Consider the following 18,669-nt stretch of genomic DNA (forward strand, 5'->3'; position numbering starts at 1 on the left):
CCCTACGGTTCCGTAACCTACGGCGTCGTAAGTATGGCAGCGTGCCATGCGGCGGCAAGAGCCCCGGACCCAGCGCGTCCACATGGCCACCTATCCTTGTTGTCGGTCGGACAGCGCGGTCCGCTGAAGTTTCCTTCCCGGACGCTCCGGCCCGTATGCGGCGCCCGCCGCCCGGCAGCCGACCGGGTTCCCCTCCAGACGAGCTTCAACACTGCAAGGAGCCGCACCTGTGAGCAGTGCCGACGACCAGACCACCACGACCAGCACCGAGCTGCGCGCCGACATCCGCCGGCTGGGTGACCTCCTGGGAGAGACCCTCGTCCGGCAGGAGGGCCCTGAGCTCCTCGAACTGGTCGAGAAGGTCCGCCGCCTCACCCGCGAGGACGGCGACGCCGCCGCCGAGCTGCTGCGCGGCACCGAACTGGAGACCGCGGCCAAGCTGGTCCGCGCCTTCTCCACCTACTTCCACCTCGCCAACATCACCGAACAGGTGCACCGCGGAAGAGAGCTGCGCGCCCGCCGCGCCGCCGAGGGCGGCCTCCTCGCCCGCACCGCCGACCGGCTCAAGGACGCCGACCCCGAGCACCTGAAGCAGACCGTCCGGCACCTCAACGTCCGCCCGGTCTTCACCGCCCACCCCACCGAGGCCGCACGCCGCTCGGTCCTCAACAAGCTCCGGCGTATCGCCGCACTCCTGGACACCCCCGTCCTCGACTCCGACCGCCGCCGCCACGACGTCCGCCTCGCCGAGAACATCGACCTCGTCTGGCAGACCGACGAACTGCGCGTCGTCCGCCCCGAGCCCGCCGACGAGGCCCGCAACGCCATCTACTACCTCGACGAGCTGCACGCCGACGCCGTCGGCGACGTCCTCGAGGACCTCACCGCCGAACTGGAACGCGTCGGCGTCAAGCTCCCCGACGACACCCGCCCGCTCACCTTCGGCACCTGGATCGGCGGCGACCGCGACGGCAACCCCAACGTCACCCCCCAGGTCACCTGGGACGTCCTCATCCTCCAGCACGAACACGGCATCAACGACGCCCTGGACACCATCGACGAACTGCGGGGCCTGCTCTCCAACTCCATCCGCTACGCCGGAGCCACCGAAGAGCTGCTGGAGTCCCTCAAGGCCGACCTGGAGCTGCTCCCCGAGATCAGCCCCCGCTACAAGCGCCTCAACGCCGAGGAGCCCTACCGGCTCAAGGCCACCTGCATCCGGCAGAAGCTGGAGAACACCAAGAAGCGCCTCGCCACGGGCACCCAGCACGAGAGCGGCCGCGACTACCTCGGCACCGGCGAACTGCTGAAGGACCTGCGGATCATCCAGGCGTCCCTGCGCGAACACCGCGGCGGCCTGTTCGCCGACGGCCGCCTCGCCCGCACCATCCGCACCCTCGGCGCCTTCGGCCTCCAGCTCGCCACCATGGACGTCCGCGAACACGCCGACGCCCACCACCACGCTCTCGGCCAGCTCTTCGACCGGCTGGGCGAGGAGTCCTGGCGCTACGCCGACATGCCCCGCGAGTACCGGGCCAAGCTCCTCGCCAAGGAACTCAGGTCCCGGCGGCCCCTCGCCCCCACCCCGGCACCCGTCGACGCCGCCGGCGCCAAGACCCTCGGCGTCTTCGAGACCGTCAAGAAGGCCCTGGAGATCTTCGGCCCCGAGGTCATCGAGTCCTACATCATCTCCATGTGCCAGGGCGCCGACGACGTCTTCGCCGCCGCCGTCCTCGCCCGCGAGGCCGGCCTCGTCGACCTGCACGCCGGCTGGGCGAAGATCGGCATCGTGCCCCTGCTGGAGACCACCGACGAGCTGCGCGCCGCCGACACCATCCTGGAGGACATGCTCTCCGACCCGTCCTACCGGCGCCTGGTCGCGCTGCGCGGCGACGTCCAGGAGGTCATGCTCGGCTACTCCGACTCCTCCAAGTTCGGCGGCATCACCACCAGCCAGTGGGAGATCCACCGCGCCCAGCGCCGGCTGCGCGACGTCGCCCACCGCTACGGCGTCCGGCTGCGCCTCTTCCACGGCCGCGGCGGCACCGTCGGCCGCGGCGGCGGCCCCTCCCACGACGCCATCCTCGCCCAGCCCTGGGGCACCCTGGAAGGCGAGGTCAAGGTCACCGAACAGGGCGAGGTCATCTCCGACAAGTACCTCATCCCGTCGCTGGCCCGGGAGAACCTGGAACTGACCGTCGCGGCCACCCTCCAGGCATCCGCCCTGCACACCGCCCCCCGCCAGTCCGACGAGGCACTCGCCCGCTGGGACGCCGCCATGGACGTCGTCTCCGACGCCGCCCACGCCGCCTACCGCCGCCTGGTGGAGGACCCGGACCTGCCGTCCTACTTCTTCGCCTCCACCCCGGTCGACCAGCTCGCCGACCTGCACCTCGGCTCCCGGCCCTCGCGCCGCCCCGACTCCGGTGCCGGCCTCGACGGCCTGCGCGCCATCCCCTGGGTGTTCGGCTGGACCCAGTCCCGGCAGATCGTCCCCGGCTGGTTCGGCGTCGGCTCCGGCCTGAAGGCCCTGCGCGAGGCCGGCCTGCCGCAGGACGGCGACACCGTCCTCGACGAGATGCACCAGCGGTGGCACTTCTTCCGCAACTTCGTCTCCAACGTCGAGATGACCCTCGCCAAGACGGACCTGCGGATCGCCCAGCACTACGTCGACACTCTCGTCCCGGACGAACTCAAGCACGTGTTCGACACCATCAAGGCCGAACACGAGCTGACGGTCAGCGAGGTACTGCGCATCACCGGCGAGGACGAACTCCTCGACGCCCAGCCCGTCCTCAAGCAGACCTTCGCCATCCGGGACGCCTACCTGGACCCGATCTCCTACCTCCAGGTCACCCTGCTCAAGCGGCAGCGCGACGCCGCCGCGGCCGGCGTGAACCCCGACCCGCTGCTCTCCCGCGCCCTGCTCCTCACCGTCAACGGTGTGGCCGCCGGCCTGCGCAACACCGGCTGACCCAGCCGAACACGGGTGCCCCCGAGGTCGTACGACCCCGGGGGCACCCGTGTTTCCGGCTGCTCCGAGCCCCGCTACTGCAACGCCACGAACGCCGCCGTCAGCAGCCCCGCACCGGCAAGCCCCAGCACCCAAGCCGGCCGCACCAGCCGCATCCCGCCCGCGACCACCACCGAGGCCAGCAGCAACGCCCCGCCCAGCGGCACCCAGGCGAACAGGATCCCGGCCGGACCCGACCGCACCGCCTCCCCGGTACCGGGCTTCAGCACCACGTCGTACGTCGTCCCCGCACGCACCGCGACGGATTCCTCGATCTCCACGCGCGCGCGTGGAAGCGCCCCCGCCGAGGCGGGCCTGAACGGGCCGGCGCACACGTCCCCCACGCACTGCGCCACCCGGACCGTGCCCCGCTCACGCCCCTTGGTCAGCATCACGTGCTGTGCGGTCCCCCAGGAACCCCACACCCCGGCGAACAGGATCAACGCGGCGACCGCACCCATCGCCGCGCCCCGCCCGAACCGCAGCGCGGACACGGACGCCTGACGAGCGGTACTGGCTGTGGCAGGCATGGCCGGGATCATTGGCCATACTCCTACGGCCGGTCAACTCCCGTGGGCGACCCGGACGGACAAGTCACCAGTTGTACGACACACCCGCCCACCCACGAACGCGACCACGCGCCCCACCCGCGAGCGATATCAGGCACCCGCCCGCCCACGAGACCGGGCCGTCGCCCACCCGCGAACGCGACCACCCACTGCGGCGCTCACGAGTTGTACGTGCTCTGCGTCCGCTCCAGACCCTCCGCCACCAGACACTCCACCGCGTCCGCCGCACGGTCCACGAAGTACCCCAGCTCCTTGCGCTCCGCCGACGAGAAGTCCTTCAGCACGAAATCGGCCACCTGCATCCGCCCCGGCGGCCGGCCGATCCCGAACCGCACCCGGTGATAGTCCGGCCCCATCGCCTTCGTCATCGACTTCAGACCGTTGTGCCCGTTGTCCCCGCCACCCAGCTTCAGCCGCAACGTGCCGAAATCGATGTCCAGCTCGTCATGGACCGCCACGACATTCGCCACCGGCACCTTGTAGAAGTCCTTCAACGCGTTCACCGGACCACCGGACAGGTTCATGTACGACATCGGCTTCACCAGGATCACCCGGCGGTTGGCCGGCCCGGCGGGTCCGATCCGCCCCTCCAGCACCTGCGCCTGCGCCTTGCCCGCCCGCTTGAACTTCCCCCCGATCCGCTCCGCGAGCAGGTCGGCCACCATGAAGCCGACATTGTGCCGGTTCATGGCGTACTCCGGCCCGGGATTACCGAGCCCGACGACGAGCCAGGGGTCGTTGGCGGGAGTGGTCACGTCCATGTCTCCTTGATACGCGCCAGCCGCTGCCCCCACGGGGAACAGCGGCTGACGAAACGACGACTTCGAGGATCACACCCCGACGACGAGGATCAGGCCTCCGCGGCCTCTTCGCCCTCGGTCTCCTCGCCCGCGGACTCCTCGGCCTGCGCGGCCAGGACCTGAAGGACCACGGTGTCCTCCTCGACGGCCAGGGTCACGCCGCTCGGCAGGGTGATGTCCTTGGCGTGGATGGAGGCACCGGCCTCCAGGCCCTCGACGGAAACCGTGACGGCCTCGGGGATGTGCGTGGCCTCGGCCTCGACCGGCAGCGCGTTCAGGACGTGCTCGAGCAGGTTGCCACCCGCGGCCAGCTCGCCCTCGGTGTGCACCGGGATCTCCACCGTGACCGTCTCGCCACGCTTGACCAGCAGCAGGTCGACGTGCTCCAGGAAGCCCTTCAGCGGGTCACGCTGCACAGCCTTCGGAATCGCCAGCTCGGCGGCCTTGCCGTCGATCTCCAGGGCGATCAGGACGTTCGGCGTACGCAGCGCCAGCAGCAGGTCGTGACCCGGCAGGGCCAGGTGCACCGGGTCGATGCCGTGGCCGTACAGAACAACCGGAACCTTGTTGTCACGGCGGATGCGACGGGCCGCACCCTTGCCGAACTCGGTACGGGTCTCGGCGGCGAGCTTCACCTCGGACATGGTCACTCCTCGTAGAAAATCGGAACGGACGTGGTCACCCGGCCACGAACGGCCTGCTACGAAGAGCGCGTCGATAACGGACCGCCGCGTCCGGAACGGACACGGCCTCCCTCGCCGAGCAACTGCGTCAGTCTACTCGGAGGGGGAGGCCGCACCCAAAAGGATCAACCGCTAACGCCGGCAACGGCGCCGCAGAAACCTCACTGCTCGTCGAAGAGGCTGGTCACCGAACCATCCTCGAACACCTCACGCACCGCGCTCGCGATCGTCGGAGCGATCGACAGCACCGTGATCTTGTCCAGGTCCCGGCCCAGCTCCGCCGGCGTCGGCAACGTGTTCGTGAACACGAACTCACTCACCCGCGAGTTCTTCAGCCGGTCCGCGGCCGGCCCGGAGAGCACACCGTGCGTCGCCGTGACGATGACATCCTCCGCACCATGGGCGAACAGCGCGTCCGCGGCCGCACAGATCGTCCCACCCGTGTCGATCATGTCGTCCACCAGGACACACACCCGGCCCTTGACCTCACCCACGACCTCGTGGACGGTCACCTGGTTCGCCACGTCCTTGTCACGCCGCTTGTGCACGATCGCCAGCGGCGCACCGAGCCGGTCGCACCACCGGTCCGCCACCCGCACCCGGCCCGCGTCCGGTGAGACGACCGTCAGCTTCGCCCGGTCCACCTTGCGGCCCACGTAGTCCGCCAGCAGCGGCAGCGCGAACAGATGGTCCACCGGCCCGTCGAAGAAACCCTGGATCTGATCGGTGTGCAGATCCACGGTCAGGATCCGGTCCGCACCCGTCGTCTTCATCAGATCCGCGACCATGCGCGCCGAGATCGGTTCACGACCCCGGTGCTTCTTGTCCTGCCGCGCGTAACCGTAGAACGGCACGATCACCGTGATGGAGCGAGCCGACGCACGCTTCAGCGCGTCGATCATGATCAGCTGCTCCATGATCCACTTGTTGATCGGAGCCGTGTGGCTCTGGATCAGGAAGCAGTCCGCACCACGAGCCGACTCCTGGTAACGGACGTAGATCTCACCGTTCGCGAAGTCGAAGGCCTTCGTCGGGACGACCCCGACACCCAGCTGCTGGGCGACCTCCTCGGCAAGCTCGGGGTGGGCGCGGCCGGAGAAGAACATCAACTTCTTCTCGCCGGTCGTCTTGATCCCGGTCACAGCACTGTCTCCTCAGAGGTTGTCTCAGCCAGCCGGCTGTCAGCGACCTCTCGGCTGGGCATGAGAGGCCATATCAGCTGGTAAGGGTGCGGGTGCACGTGTGCGGATGTGCACCTATCACGGTACGCCGTGTTTGGCGCACCCGTTTCCGGTCAGTCCTCGCCGTCGCCCTGCCGGGACGCCGCCTCGGCCGCCTTCGCCGCCGCGCTGCCCGGACGCTTCCGCGCCACCCAACCCTCGATATTCCGCTGCTGACCACGGGCCACGGCCAGCGAACCGGGCGGCACATCCTTCGTGATCACGGACCCGGCGGCGGTGTAGGCACCGTCCCCCACCGTGACAGGAGCCACAAACATGTTGTCCGAGCCCGTCTTGCAGTGCGACCCGACGGTGGTGTGGTGCTTGTTCTCACCGTCGTAGTTCACGAACACACTCGCCGCCCCGATGTTCGTGAAGTCACCGATCGTCGCGTCACCCACGTACGACAGATGCGGAACCTTCGTCCCCTCACCGATCGAGGAGTTCTTCGTCTCCACATACGTACCGATCTTCGCCTGCACACCGAGCCGCGTACCGGGCCGCAGATACGCGTACGGCCCCACGGACGCCTCCGGCCCCACCGTGGCCCCGTCCGACACGGTGTTGTCCACCCGCGCCCCCGCACCCACCCGGGTGTCCTTCAGCCGGCTGTTCGGGCCCACCTCCGCGCCCTCACCGACGTGCGTCGACCCCGTGAGCAGCGTGTTCGGGTGCACCAAGGCGTCCCGTTCGAAGGTGACGGTCACGTCCACCCAGGTCGACGCCGGGTCCACGACGGTCACCCCGTCCAGCATCGCCCGCGTCAGCAGCCGCTCGTTCAGAATGCGCCGGGCCTCGGCGAGCTGCACCCGGTTGTTGATCCCGGCGATCTCCCGATGGTCACCGGCCACCGAGGCCCCCACCCGGTGCCCGGCCTCCCGCAGGATCCCGAGCACGTCCGTGAGGTACTCCTCACCCTGACTGTTGTCCGTCCGCACCTGCTTCAGCGCGTCCGCCAGCAGCTGCCCGTCGAAGGCGAACACACCGCTGTTGATCTCGCGGATCGACCGCTGGGCGTCGGTCGCGTCCTTGTGCTCCACGATCGCGGTGACGGCACCCGTCGCGTCGTCCCGCACGATCCGGCCGTAACCGGTCGCGTCCGGCACCTCGGCGGTGAGGACGGTCACGGCGTTGCCGTCCGCCCGATGGGTCTCGGCGAGCCGCGTGAGGGTGTCGGCGGTCAGCAGCGGCGTGTCCCCGCAGACGACGACCACGGTCCCGTCCACGGCTCCGCCCAGCTCCTCCAGGCCCATGCGCACGGCGTGCCCGGTCCCGTTCTGCTGGGCCTGTACGGCCGTCCGTACGCCGGGGTCGGCCTCGGCCAGGTGCGCGGTGACCTGCTCACGGGCGTGGCCCACGACGACGACCAGGTTCGCGGGGTCCAACTCACGGGCTGCGGCCAGCACATGGCCGACCAGGGAACGACCACAGATGTCGTGCAGGACCTTCGGTGTGGCCGACTTCATACGGGTGCCCTCACCCGCTGCGAGAACGACGACGGCGGCCGGGCGGATGGCGCTCACGGGGTTGCCCTTCGGCTTCGATGGGTGGGGGTGACAGCCGCAGGATACCGGGGGGAGTTCCGGGGGATATGAGCGCGGGCCCTGACGGTGGTGTCAGGGCCCGGTTGTGTGTGGAGCTCCCCTGCCAGGACTCGAACCTGGAACAAATCATCCAAAGTGACCCGTGTTGCCGATTACACCACAGGGGATTGCAAAAGCTCCCTAAACGGACATTTAGCTAGTCTGTTGAGGTCGCGGCACCTACTATGCCGCACCATCAGCCTTCGACGCGACGGTACAACTCGGCTCCCTGGAGAACTCGGACGATGAGGCAGCCGTAGTAGCCGTCTCCGGTGTTCTTTCGAGTGCTCGCTTCCAGGGTCGAACGCGAAGGGTTCACCAGTTCGAGGGATACCGGGTGGTTTCGCGGTCCTTCGGTAACGGAGTGTGGTGTGTGGAGGTAGGGGAAACTCACCGGAAAAGCCCCACCCGTCGCCCGTAGGCTGGAGGCATGACCACGACGGGGGAAGATCACACCAGGGCCCTGACCGGCCCTTGGTGGTGGGCGAGGTGGCGCAGCGCGGTGCTCGACGGGGCCCTCGCGTCGGTGTCCGCCGTGGAGTGCGCCGCGGAGGGGATTCCGTTCGCCCGGGAGGCGGGGATCCCGGCGTCCGTGGGGATCGTGTTCGGACTGGTCGCCGGTGCGGTGCTGCTGGTGCGCCGGAAGTGGCCGCTCGCCGTGGTGCTGGTGGCGATCGCGATCACGCCCGCCGAGATGGGTTTCCTGATGGGCGTCGTCGGCCTGTACACGCTGGCGGCGTGCGAGCTGCCGCGACGGGTCATCGGGTCGCTGGCGGGGATGTCGCTGCTGGGTACGGCGATCGTGACGTTCGTGCGGGTGCGGCAGGACATGGCGCGCGGGGATCTGACGCTCGGTGACTGGTTCGTGCCGTTCGCGGCGGTGACGACGGCGTTGGGGCTGACGGCTCCGCCGGTTCTGCTGGGCCTGTACGTGGGGGCGCGGCGACGGTTGATGGAGAGTCTGCGGGAGCGGGCGGACTCGTTGGAGCGGGAGCTTCAGTTGCTCGCGGAGCGGGCGGAGGAGCGGGCCGAGTGGGCGCGCAACGAGGAGCGGACGCGGATCGCGCGGGAGATGCACGACGTGGTGGCGCATCGGGTGAGCCTGATGGTGGTGCATGCGGCGGCGCTGCAGGCGGTCGCGCGGAAGGATCCGGAGAAGGCGGTGCGGAACGCCGTGCTGGTGGGTGACATGGGCCGGCAGGCGTTGACGGAGTTGCGGGAGATGCTCGGCGTGCTGCGGGCGGGGGAGGGTGCGGGCCGGCGGTCCGCGGTGGTGCCGTTGGCGGCGGTCGGGGAGGCGGCCGTGGAGGCGGCGTCCAGGGCGGCGGCCGTGGAGGCGGGGGCGGCGGAGGGGCCGTGTCTGTCGGAGCTGGAGGAGTTGATCGGGCAGTCGGCTGCCGCGGGGATGGTGGTGGATCTGTCGGTGGAGGGGGAGGTGCGGTCGTATGTGGCGGAGATCGAGCAGACGGCGTACCGGGTGGTGCAGGAGGCGTTGACGAACGTGCACAAGCATGCGGCGGGTGCGAAGACGTATGTGCGGCTGGCGCATCGGGTGTCGGAGATCGCGATGCAGGTGGAGAACGAGCCGCCGCCGGAGCCTGCGTCGGCGTCGTCGGCGGGGCTGCCGTCGGGCGGGAACGGCCTGGTAGGGATGCGGGAGCGGGTCGTGGCGCTGGGTGGTGTGTTCGTGTCGGGGCCGACGGACGCGGGTGGTTTCCGGGTGTCCGCGGTGATTCCGGCGGCGGCGTAGGGCCGCCGGCGACTGCGGCCGTGCGGGGCCGCCCGCGACTGGTGGGCGCCGCACGGCTCTGCCTGTGCCCGGCCGCGGGCGCTGGTTCTGGTTCTGGGGCCGGCTGAGGGTGGTGCCGGGGGTGTCTCTGGGTTCAGCCCGCGGTGAGGCGTACCGGTTGTATGCCGGTGATGAGGGTGGTCAGGGCGTGGTCGATGTCGGGGCCGGCGTACCAGTCGCCGGTGTGGTCGATGGTGTAGACGCGGCCTTCGGCGTCGATGGCGAGGAGGGCCGCGGTGTCGGTTTCCTCGCCGAGGGGGCACAGCTCGGTGCCGAGGGCGCGGCCGAGGTCGCCGAGGGTGCGGGCGAGGTGGAGGCCGTGTATCGGGTCGAGGTGGAGGGTGGCGGGGGCGATCTGGCGGCCGGGTCCGGTGGGGGTGATGCGGAGGCCGCCGAATTCGGCCCAGGCTTCGACGGCGGCGGGGAACACGGTGTGCCGGTGTCCGGCGGGTGAGGTGTGTTCGCGCAGGGTGTCGGCCCAGATCTCGGCCTGCTTTATGTCCCAGCGTCCGGGTTGCCAGCCGGCGGCGCGCAGGGCGGCGTCGGCGGGTACGGGGAAGCGCGGTGGGGATGCCGTCCCGTGCACGGGTGGAGCCGGGTGCTTGGGGGAGGAGGCGCGGTCGGCGTGCATCTGCCCTTCGTTCGTCGTGCGCGGTCGGGTGGTTGCGGGTGGTGCGGTGGTGATGGCGCCGGGGGTGCTGGTGGTGATCGCCGGCGGGTGGTGCTACTGGTGCGAGGGGTGCCGGTGGGGCGCCGGTGGTGATGGTCCCGTGGTGACGGAGGTGTCGATGGGACTGGTGCCGCTGGTGGCCCCGTGGTGGTGACGGTGTTGTCGGGATGGACGGGTGGGGTCAGTCGTCGGTTCCGGCGGGGTCGACGATGCGGACGCCGAAGTGGGCGCTGAGGGCGGTGCAGGCGCGGCACGGGCCGGCGAAGCTGCCGTGGAGGGGGTCGCCGTCCTCGCGTATGCGGCGGGCGGTGAGTTTGGCGTGTCTGAGCGCTTTGCGTGCTTCGCCGTTGGTCATGGGTCTGCGGGCGGCGCGTTTGCTGCGGGCGGCGTCCGCGGCGGCGATGTGCCGGGACAGGAGGATGGTCTCGGCGCAGCGGCCGGTGAAGCGGTCGCGTTGGGCGCTGGTGAGGGTGTCGAGGAAGTCCTGGACGAGGGGGTGCAGGGCCGGTGGCCGGTCGCCGCGGGCGGCGGTGCCGGTGAGGGTGGCGCCGCGGACGGAGAGGGCGGCGGCGACGGTGGGCAGGATGCCGTCGCGCCGGTGCCGGAGGGCCGGGGCGGGGGCTGTGTCGGTGCCGCTCCAGTCGATGCGAGGGTCGCCGGCCCGCACGTCGGCACCTCCGGTCTGCAAGGCGTTCATGATCGTTATTCCTCCCCGGGCATCCCCCCGACGGACACAGGGTGCCAAATGCCGTGGCTGGTGCGGAAGCTGGGGCGCTGCGACACGCCCGTTCCGGGCAGGGTGTGACGGTGGGGTGACGGCTGGTCACGGAGGCGGGGGGAGGTTCCGCGTCGGCCGCCGGTCGCCTTCTCGTCGTCGCCCGGGAGGGTGCGGGTCGCGGGGATGCCGTGGGGACGCGGTGGGCCGGTGACCGGGGTTCGCGTACCGCATAGGCTGTCGGCATCCGCGATCGACACCGCCGTTCAGGCCAGAGAGAACGCCGCAGGGGGCTACCGCCATGACGACAGGTCGGCTCGGGCTGGGGGCGCCGCCCAGCCGCCAGGCTGGGGGACAAGCCGCGCCGCCGAATGCGGCCTATGCCGGGCAGGTCGTGCATTTTCCCGATCCGGTCCGGGCGGCGCGTCACCCGAGAGGGGTACGGGTCGATGAGCGCGGTCATCCGGATTTCTCGCCGTACGCGCGCGTGGCGGTGGAGATCGCCGAGCCGCCGGAGGGTTTCGGGGTCGACGAGCTGCGGCTGACGGATTATGTGTCGGCGAACGCGGCGTTGGCGGCGGCGGGGCACGAGTTGTGGGACACGGTGCCGGACGTGGCGACGCCGCACGGCTGGACGTGGCATCACGTGGCGGGTACGCGGCGGCTTGAGCTGATTCCGGTCGAGGTGAAGGCGCTGCTGCGGCATCACGGCGGGGTGGCGACGACGGCGGTGGATCACGCCAAGCGCGGTACGCGGCCGTTGCAGGAGTCGCGGCCGGCGCACTTCGGGCTGCCGAAGTCGGGTGTGGCGGTGACGGAGGCGCAGGTGCAGGGGGTCGAGGAGGAGCTGGGCTACCGGCTGCCCGGCGCCTATCGCTCGTTCCTGAAGGCGGCGGGCGGCTGCGCGCCGGTGGGTACCGCGCTCGACGCCGAGCTGGGGTTGCTGCTGGACCAGCCGTTCTTCACGGTGCGGGACGAGGCCGCGGTCAATGACCTGGTGTATGTGAACAAGTGTCTGCGCGACCACCTGACGAAGGATTACCTCGGTGTGGGTTTCGTGCAGGGCGGCCTGCTCGCGGTGAAGGTGAAGGGCGAGCGGCTCGGCACGGTGTGGTTCTGCGCGTACGACGATGTGCGGGACGTGGATCCGTCGTGGTCGCCGGCGGAGCGGGTGGAGCGCCTGCTGCTGCCGTGCGGTGACGACTTCGACGCCTTCCTGTCCCGGCTGGCCGGTAGTCCGCCGGAGTTGGAGACGGTGGCCAATCTGATGGTGGACGGCGGTTTCGCCCGTGTCGTCCCGGTGTCTGCCGGCCCGGTGTCTTCCGGCCCGGTGGGGGAGTGAGCTTCAGGCGATGGTGACCTACGCGCAGGCGCAGGAGCGCGCCGAGGAGTGGATCAACGGCGACGTTCCCGTGTACCAGCACCGTGAGGTGCGGGTACGGGAGTTCGAGCTGGGGTTCGTGGTGTGGGGCGAGGACCGGGCGGAGGGCCCGCGTTCGGACGCGGGCGGCCAGCGGCTCGTCATCGCCCGGGACAGCGGGGAGGCGACGCTGTGGCCGGCCCTGCCGGTGGGTGAGGTGATCCGCCGGTACGAGGAGGAGTACGGCGCTGCCGACGAGCCGCGGGATGCGGTTCCGCCGCCCGCTCCTGCCCGTGTGGATCTCAATCAGACGTCGTTCCTGCTGACTCCTCCGGAGTGGTTGCAGGAGGCCGCGGACAAGCTGGGGCTGGGTGACCGACGGCCGCAGGACGCGGCGGCGACCCCGACTGCGCCGGCTCCGGATCCGACTCCGAATCCGAGCCCGACTTCTCCGGGTCCGGCTCCGGCTCCGGCTGTGAGTCCGGGGCCGGCTGTGGATCCGGCCGCTTCGGGTTCGGCTGCGGGTCCGGCTGTGGGTCCGGCCGCTTCGGGTTCGGCTGCGGCTTCGGGTCCGGCTGGGACCGCGGGCGTGGGTACGGATGCGGGTGCGGTTTCCGACCGCTTGCCGGTTTCTGATGGTCTGCCGGTTTCTGACGGCTTGTCCGCTTCGAGTGGTGGTACGGGTACCAGCGGTGCGCCAGGGGTGCCTGCTCCGGTGGACGTGCCTCCGGGTGCCACGCCCTGGGCCGGTACCGACACGAACGCGGAGACCGGTGAGGACGACCGTTCCGTGCCGCTGCCCGCGACGGTGTTCGCCCCGCCGTTGACCGATGTGGACGATGCGCCGCGGCCACCGGCGGTCGCGCCGGACGCGCCGACGGCGTTGATGTCGGCCGGTAGCCAACTGCCGCCGACGGCGGTCTCGCCGGCGCTCGACGTGTCGGGCACGCCGGGCTTCACGCCGGGCTCGCAGGGCGGCGTGCCGGGGGCGCCCGGCAGCGCCCACACGTCGGGTGCGCCCGGCACCCACGGGGCGCCCGTTCCTCCCGGTGCGCCGGGCGTCGGCCAGGGCGGCACGCCCCCGCCGCCACCGGGCGTGGACGCGTACGGCCATCCGCACGCGTCGGCGGTCCCGGGTACGCCACCGGGCGGGTCGGCGTACGGCCATCCGCACGCGGCACCGGCCCCGGGCACGCCTCCGACGGGCGTACCTCCCTACCCTCCGGCGCACGCCACTCCGCCCGCGCCCCCCACGGCTCCCGGTGCGCCGGGCGTTCCGCAGGGCAGCACGCCGCCGCCTCCGCCGCAGGGCGCTCCGTACGGCTACCCGCAGGGTCCCGACGCTCCGCAGGGTGCCCCGGGCTACGGCTATCCGCAGGCGCCGGGCAGCGTGCCGAACGCGCCGCAGCCCCCGGCGGGCCCGGGTGCGCCCGCGCGGTCGCTCGCGCCCCACGCCGGGGACATCGCGGACGCCGCGACGAGCAAGGCGGCTCCGCCGCCGAGGAAGGCGCGCGGTGGAGCGGGCGCGCCGCCTCCGCCACCGGGCGCTCCCGGCACGCCGGGCGCGCGTCCGGGCAGCGCGACGCCTCCCCCCGCGCCGGGTGCGCCCGCGGGCGGGTACGTACCGACGCAGCTGGTGTCGGCGCTTGGCGCCGAGGGCCTCGAGGCACAGGGCGGCGCGGGCGCGCCGGCCGGTCCGGGGAGCGCGGACGGGGTGCGGGCGCCGGGCGCCCCGAACGCGCCGGACGCCCCCAACGCGCCTGTCGCGCCGCCGGGAGCTCCGGGTGGTGCCCCTTCGGGCGGCGTGCACCAGGCGGCCACGGTGCTGGCCGACCCGAGTCAGATGGGCGGGAACGCCCCGCAACCTCCAGGCCCCCTGGGTGCCCCTGGTGCCCCGCAGCCTCCGGCAGCCCCGCAGCCTCCGGGTGCTCCGGGTGCTCCGGGTGTCCCTGGTGCGCCGGTCACCCCGGGTGCGCAGGGTGCGGGAAGCGTCCCGGGCATGCCGAACCCGCCTGGTGCCCCCCTTGCCCCGGGTATGCCCGCCGCGCCCGGTGCCCCGCAGCCGCCGAACGCCCCCGGCGCCCCGCAGCCGCCCGGCGTCCCGGGTGTGCCCGGCGCGCCCGGTGCTCCGGGTGGCGTCGGCGGTGGTCGCGGGGCCGTGCATCACGCCGAGACCGTGCTGTCCGCTCCGCCGGTGGCCGGTCCGGGCGCGCCTCCGCCGCCGGCCGCCCCCGGCGCACTCGGCATGCCGGGCGCCCCTGGCATGCCCCCGGGCGGGCCGGGCGCCTCGCCGTCGATGCCGCCCGGTGCGATGCCCCCGCCGGGTGCGCCGATGCCGGGGCAGGGGCCGGCGTACGGGTATCCGCAGCAGGGGCAGCCGACGGTCGGACCGGGCTATCAGGCCGTACTGCGCTACCGCGCGCAGGACGGCTCCGAGCAGCAGCTGATCCGGCGTTCGGCGCCGGGCACGCCGCACCCGGAGTGGCAGATCTTCCACGAGCTGCGGGCCATGGGCGTGCCACCGGACCAGGTGCTGGAACTGCACACCGAGCTGGAGTCGTGCGAGCTGCCGGGCGCCTACTGTGCGCGGATGATCCGCGAGCAGTGGCCGCAGGCGCGGATCACGAGCATCGCGCCGTACGGCACGGATCACGCGAGCCGGCAGCAGGGCATGCAGCAGTTGCTGGCGCACCAGGGCGAGTTGCACCAGGTGGCGGACGGTCCCGCGCGGCCTGCGCCGGTGCGGGCGCCGCTGCCGCCGGTGCAGGCGGTGCCGCCGGTGCCGCCGGAGGGGATCGCGCAGGAGCTGGCCGCGGCGTTCGGGCCGGGCGTCTTCCGGTCCCAGCAGCAGGCGGTGTCCCGGCAGGGCGTGCCGCCGATCGTGGCGCACACGCTGGTGGTGGCCGGACTTCCGTTGGACATGGGCCCGTTCTTCTGGGCGCAGGCGCAGCCGGGCCGCCCGGTGCCGACGCTGGCGGAGCTGGCGGCCGAGCGCGGGGTGCAGCCGGCGGCGGACGCGGGCTCGTACCTGGTGATGGGCACCGACTTCGGCAAGGCGATCTGTGTGCAGTACGGGACGGCGAACATCGTCGCCGTGCCGGTCGAGGCCGGGCCGGGCGGTGCGCCGGTGCCGCCGCAGTTCGTGAACTCCGGCCTGCCGGAGTTCGCGCGGTGCCTGGCCTTGCTGGGCCGGATGTGGCGCCTGCGGTTCGGGCTGAACCAGGAGCAGGCGGGCCGCTGGACCGTCGACTTCCAGGCGCAGTTGGCCGCGCTGGACCCGGCGGCGCTCGGTTCGCCGGAGAGCTGGTGGTCGGTGCTGCTGGAGCAGATGTGGGACGGGCTGCTGTAACGCACCACCGCCCGCCGGACGGGTGGGCCGTGGGACGGGCTGCTGTAACGCACCACCGCCCGCCGGACGGGTGAGCCCTCGGGCCCTTCACGCGCGCGTGAAGGGCCCGACGCGTTTCCGCGGGCGTCCCGGCCCACTGCGGTGCGCCGCGGGCCGGCCTTCGGCGGGGGCCGCCGTTCGGAGCAGCACCGTCACCCTTGCGAGGGGGATGTTCCAGGTCCTCGCGTCCGCCACGCCGAGCGCCAACTGCGACGTTGCGACCGTGACCCGACTACGGAGTGTCGCGTTGTGAACGTTTAGGCCCGATCCATCAAGATATGCGCGAAATCATTCTGTCGTGTATGTCCGGTGGAGAGGAGTCCCCAGGGTGAGCAGCGCATCGATGCCGCCGCACGGCTTCGTGACCGTCCGGGGGCGCGGCTACCGCCCCGACCAGGTCGACGCGTACCTGGAGGCGCTGTCCGACGACCGGGACGCCGCCTGGGAGCGTGCCGCCCGGCTGACCGTGCTCGCCAAGGACATGGAGGCGGAGGCCGTGCGGTGGCGCGAGGCCGTCGCGGAGCTGGGACCGCAGACGTACGAGACGCTCGGGGAGGGCGCGCGGCGTCTTTTCCAGTCGGTGCGGGAGGAGGCGGCGGACCTCATCGAGCGCACGCGGCACGAAGCCCGGCAGCTGGCCGCGCAGGCCGAGGCTGACGCCGAGCGCGTCCGCCAGGAGGCGCGCGAAGCGGCGGACGCGCTCCGCGCGGAGGCCGACGAACGCGCCGCCCAGCGGATCCTCGCGGCGCGGGCCGAGGCCGACGACATCCGCATCGGCGCCCGGCGCGGAGTGAAGACGGGGCGCGGAGAGGCGCTCGCCGCGGTGCGCGAGGCCCGCGAGTGCACCGCCGGCATGCTCGCCGAGCAGTCCCGGGAGTACGCCGAGCGCTGGGCCGCGGCCGAACGCGAGGAGGCCGAGCAGATGGCCGCGCTGGACGCCCGGCACGCCGAACGGGCGAGCCGGGCCGAGGCCGCGCTGGCCGAGGCCGTGCGGGCCCTCGGGGAGGCCGAGGAGACCGCCCGTCGCTCCCAGGAGGAGGCACGCGCGCGTGCCGCCGAGATCATCGCCGACGCGCGCGTGCGCGAGGAGCAGATCGCCGGGGAGACCGAACGGGTGCTGCGCGAGCACGGCGACACCTGGGACGACGTCCAGGCGCACATGGACTCCGTACGCGACAGCCTCCTGTCGCTGACCGGCAGAGTGGCCATGGAGTAGGTCGCCAGGGCCCGGCGGGCGCCGCGTCCGCCTCCCTTCCGGTGCCGTGTCAGTCTCCCGTCCGTACCGTCCCCGCCAGGATCCGTCCCTCCACCGCCTCGTACTGGCGCCGCTGCTGTTCCGCCTTCGCGCGGCCCGACAGCACCGTGCCCAGCCAGCCGAAGAAGAAGCCGGCCGGGATGGAGACGATGCCGGTGGTGGTGAACGGGAACCAGTTGAAGTCGGCGTCCGGGAACGCCGAGACGGGCGACCCGGAGACGAGATCGGTGCCCGGCATCAGCAGCAGAACGGTCACCGATCCCCCGATCAGCGAACCCATCAGCCCGGCGCGGGTGTAGCGGCGCCAGAACAGGCCGTAGACCAGGGTGGGCGCGAGGGCGGAGGCGCCCAGGCAGAAGGAGAGCGTCACCAGGGGTTGCAGGCTGTGGTGCTGCACCAGGGTGGCCAGCAGGATCGTCGGCACCCCTATGGCCAGTGCCGAGAAGCGGGCCAGGGCCATCTCGCGGCGGGCCGTCATCTCCTGGACCCGGGCCGCGAACACGTCGTGCGCGAGGGAGTTGGCGCAGGCGAGGATCATCCCGGCCACCGAGGCGAGCAGGGTCAGGAAGACGGCGGTGGTGACCATGGTGAACAGGAAGGTCTCCGCCGTGGACACGTCGGCGCCGAACACCGCGCGCGAGCCCAGCAGATAGGCCGTGTTGCCCTGCGGGTCGGCCGCGGAGACCGCCGTACGCCCGAGCAGTGCGGTGGCGCCGAACCCCACCACCGTGATGACCAGCACGAACAGGGCGACGAGCGACACGGCCCAGGACAGGGAGCGGCGTACCTGGCGGGCGCTGGAGGCGGTGTACATGCGCATGGTGATGTGCGGCAGGCAGGCGCCGCCGAGCACGACGGTCAGCTCCGAGGCGATCATGTCGACGCGGGACCAGGGGGTGGTGCCGAACTGCAGCCCGGAGCGCAGGAAGTCCGGTCCGGTGCCGCTCTGCCGCGCCGCGGTGGTGAACAGGGTCCCCGGGTCCCAGTCGAAGCGGCGCAGGACCAGGACGGCGACCACGGCGCCGGAGCCGAGCAGCATCACGATCTTCAGGATCTGGATGAGCGCGGTGCCCTTCATACCGCCGATCGCCGCGTAGGCGATCATCAGGGCGCCGAGGCCGACGACACACCCGGTCTTCAGGGACTCGTTGGTGAAACCGAGGATGAAGGCCATCAGCTGCCCGGTTCCGGCCAGCTGGACCAGCATCAGCGGCAGCAGCGCGGCGATGGTCACCGCGCAGGCCGTGGCCCGGACACAGCGGCCCGGCAGCCGGCGGGCGAGCGCGTCGCCCATGGTGAACCGGCCCGCGTTGCGCAGTGGTTCGGCGAGCAGGAACATCAGCAGCATCAGCGACAGCGCCGTGCTGAGGGCGAGGACGACACCGTCGTAGCCGCACAGGGCGATCACACCGCCGGTGCCGAGGACGGTGGCGGCGGAGATGTAGTCGCCGGCGATGGCGAGGCCGTTGCGCAGCGGGGACAGGGAGCCGTAACCGGTGTAGAACTCGTCCAGGTCGTCTCCGTCGGGGCCGGTCATCACGCAGAGCAGCAGGGTCACCGTGGCGACGGTGGAGAAGGCGACCAGGGACATGGCCTGGGCGGAGTCGCTGAAGCCGGGCAAGCG

General features: G+C 72.0%; 13 protein-coding genes and 1 tRNA gene. 5 read left to right on the forward strand and 9 right to left on the reverse strand.

What is annotated here, in order from left to right; all coding sequences use genetic code 11:
- Positions 1 to 229 precede the first annotated feature (229 nt).
- Positions 230 to 2,974: a phosphoenolpyruvate carboxylase gene (gene ppc, locus ACIGYR_RS34025; protein ID WP_399607379.1), complete on the forward strand. Its 2,745-nt coding sequence runs from the start codon at positions 230 to 232 to the stop codon at positions 2,972 to 2,974.
- A gap of 74 nt (positions 2,975 to 3,048) precedes the next feature.
- On the opposite strand, the gene ACIGYR_RS34030 is transcribed toward ppc, so the two are convergent.
- The 6 genes from ACIGYR_RS34030 to ACIGYR_RS34055 all read right to left on the reverse strand — a co-directional run bounded on the left by ACIGYR_RS34030 (position 3,049) and on the right by ACIGYR_RS34055 (position 7,996).
- On the reverse strand, positions 3,049 to 3,555 hold the full coding sequence (locus tag ACIGYR_RS34030) for a hypothetical protein (protein ID WP_399607376.1): 507 nt from the start codon (positions 3,553 to 3,555) through the stop codon (positions 3,049 to 3,051).
- Between the two features lie 185 nt (positions 3,556 to 3,740).
- A complete protein-coding gene (gene pth / locus ACIGYR_RS34035) occupies positions 3,741 to 4,343 on the reverse strand; it encodes an aminoacyl-tRNA hydrolase (protein WP_391848011.1) in 603 nt (200 codons plus the stop codon).
- 89 nt (positions 4,344 to 4,432) lie between these two features.
- Complete coding sequence (locus ACIGYR_RS34040) at positions 4,433 to 5,026, reverse strand: 50S ribosomal protein L25/general stress protein Ctc (protein WP_391848010.1); 594 nt, start codon at positions 5,024 to 5,026, stop codon at positions 4,433 to 4,435.
- 200 nt (positions 5,027 to 5,226) lie between these two features.
- A complete protein-coding gene (locus ACIGYR_RS34045; protein ID WP_391848009.1) occupies positions 5,227 to 6,207 on the reverse strand; it encodes a ribose-phosphate diphosphokinase in 981 nt (326 codons plus the stop codon).
- A gap of 152 nt (positions 6,208 to 6,359) precedes the next feature.
- Positions 6,360 to 7,808: a bifunctional UDP-N-acetylglucosamine diphosphorylase/glucosamine-1-phosphate N-acetyltransferase GlmU gene (glmU, locus tag ACIGYR_RS34050; RefSeq protein ID WP_399607373.1), complete on the reverse strand. Its 1,449-nt coding sequence runs from the start codon at positions 7,806 to 7,808 to the stop codon at positions 6,360 to 6,362.
- Between the two features lie 116 nt (positions 7,809 to 7,924).
- Positions 7,925 to 7,996 (reverse strand) — tRNA-Gln (locus ACIGYR_RS34055).
- 302 nt (positions 7,997 to 8,298) lie between these two features.
- On the opposite strand from ACIGYR_RS34055, the gene ACIGYR_RS34060 reads away from it, so the two are divergent.
- Positions 8,299 to 9,618: a sensor histidine kinase gene (locus ACIGYR_RS34060; protein ID WP_399607370.1), complete on the forward strand. Its 1,320-nt coding sequence runs from the start codon at positions 8,299 to 8,301 to the stop codon at positions 9,616 to 9,618.
- Between the two features lie 133 nt (positions 9,619 to 9,751).
- Here ACIGYR_RS34060 and ACIGYR_RS34065 read toward each other — a convergent pair whose 3' ends face one another.
- Positions 9,752 to 10,288, reverse strand: coding sequence for an SUKH-3 domain-containing protein (locus ACIGYR_RS34065; RefSeq protein WP_391848006.1), 537 nt, complete (start codon positions 10,286 to 10,288; stop codon positions 9,752 to 9,754).
- A gap of 220 nt (positions 10,289 to 10,508) precedes the next feature.
- Positions 10,509 to 11,024 (reverse strand): YwqJ-related putative deaminase, encoded by a 516-nt coding sequence (locus ACIGYR_RS34070; protein WP_391848005.1) that lies wholly within the window; start codon positions 11,022 to 11,024, stop codon positions 10,509 to 10,511.
- 319 nt (positions 11,025 to 11,343) lie between these two features.
- On the opposite strand from ACIGYR_RS34070, the gene ACIGYR_RS34075 reads away from it, so the two are divergent.
- The 3 genes from ACIGYR_RS34075 (at position 11,344) to ACIGYR_RS34085 (ending at position 17,006) form a co-directional block, all read left to right on the forward strand.
- Positions 11,344 to 12,384, forward strand: a complete 1,041-nt coding sequence (locus ACIGYR_RS34075; protein WP_399607366.1) for an SMI1/KNR4 family protein — start codon at positions 11,344 to 11,346, stop codon at positions 12,382 to 12,384.
- Positions 12,385 to 13,288: 904 nt separating this feature from the next.
- Positions 13,289 to 15,751: an SUKH-4 family immunity protein gene (locus ACIGYR_RS34080; protein WP_399607569.1), complete on the forward strand. Its 2,463-nt coding sequence runs from the start codon at positions 13,289 to 13,291 to the stop codon at positions 15,749 to 15,751.
- A gap of 382 nt (positions 15,752 to 16,133) precedes the next feature.
- On the forward strand, positions 16,134 to 17,006 hold the full coding sequence (locus tag ACIGYR_RS34085; protein WP_399607567.1) for a DivIVA domain-containing protein: 873 nt from the start codon (positions 16,134 to 16,136) through the stop codon (positions 17,004 to 17,006).
- Between the two features lie 49 nt (positions 17,007 to 17,055).
- Here ACIGYR_RS34085 and ACIGYR_RS34090 read toward each other — a convergent pair whose 3' ends face one another.
- Positions 17,056 to 18,636, reverse strand: coding sequence for a cation acetate symporter (locus ACIGYR_RS34090; RefSeq protein ID WP_399607565.1), 1,581 nt, complete (start codon positions 18,634 to 18,636; stop codon positions 17,056 to 17,058).
- Positions 18,637 to 18,669 lie beyond the last annotated feature (33 nt).

Source organism: Streptomyces sp. NPDC053076, from assembly GCF_044546845.1.
GTDB lineage: Bacteria > Actinomycetota > Actinomycetes > Streptomycetales > Streptomycetaceae > Streptomyces.

Excerpts from the sequence above, each read along its gene's own strand:
- ACIGYR_RS34030 (WP_399607376.1), bottom strand. The coding sequence starts at position 3,555 with ATGATCCCGGCCATGCCTGCCACAGCCAGTACCGCTCGTCAGGCGTCC.
- pth (WP_391848011.1), bottom strand. The coding sequence starts at position 4,343 with ATGGACGTGACCACTCCCGCCAACGACCCCTGGCTCGTCGTCGGGCTC.
- ACIGYR_RS34040 (WP_391848010.1), bottom strand. The coding sequence starts at position 5,026 with ATGTCCGAGGTGAAGCTCGCCGCCGAGACCCGTACCGAGTTCGGCAAG.
- ACIGYR_RS34060 (WP_399607370.1), top strand. The coding sequence starts at position 8,299 with ATGACCACGACGGGGGAAGATCACACCAGGGCCCTGACCGGCCCTTGG.
- ACIGYR_RS34065 (WP_391848006.1), bottom strand. The coding sequence starts at position 10,288 with ATGCACGCCGACCGCGCCTCCTCCCCCAAGCACCCGGCTCCACCCGTG.
- ACIGYR_RS34070 (WP_391848005.1), bottom strand. The coding sequence starts at position 11,024 with ATGAACGCCTTGCAGACCGGAGGTGCCGACGTGCGGGCCGGCGACCCT.
- ACIGYR_RS34075 (WP_399607366.1), top strand. The coding sequence starts at position 11,344 with ATGACGACAGGTCGGCTCGGGCTGGGGGCGCCGCCCAGCCGCCAGGCT.
- ACIGYR_RS34080 (WP_399607569.1), top strand. The coding sequence starts at position 13,289 with ATGTCGGCCGGTAGCCAACTGCCGCCGACGGCGGTCTCGCCGGCGCTC.
- ACIGYR_RS34085 (WP_399607567.1), top strand. The coding sequence starts at position 16,134 with ATGCCGCCGCACGGCTTCGTGACCGTCCGGGGGCGCGGCTACCGCCCC.
- ACIGYR_RS34090 (WP_399607565.1), bottom strand. The coding sequence starts at position 18,636 with ATGTCCCTGGTCGCCTTCTCCACCGTCGCCACGGTGACCCTGCTGCTC.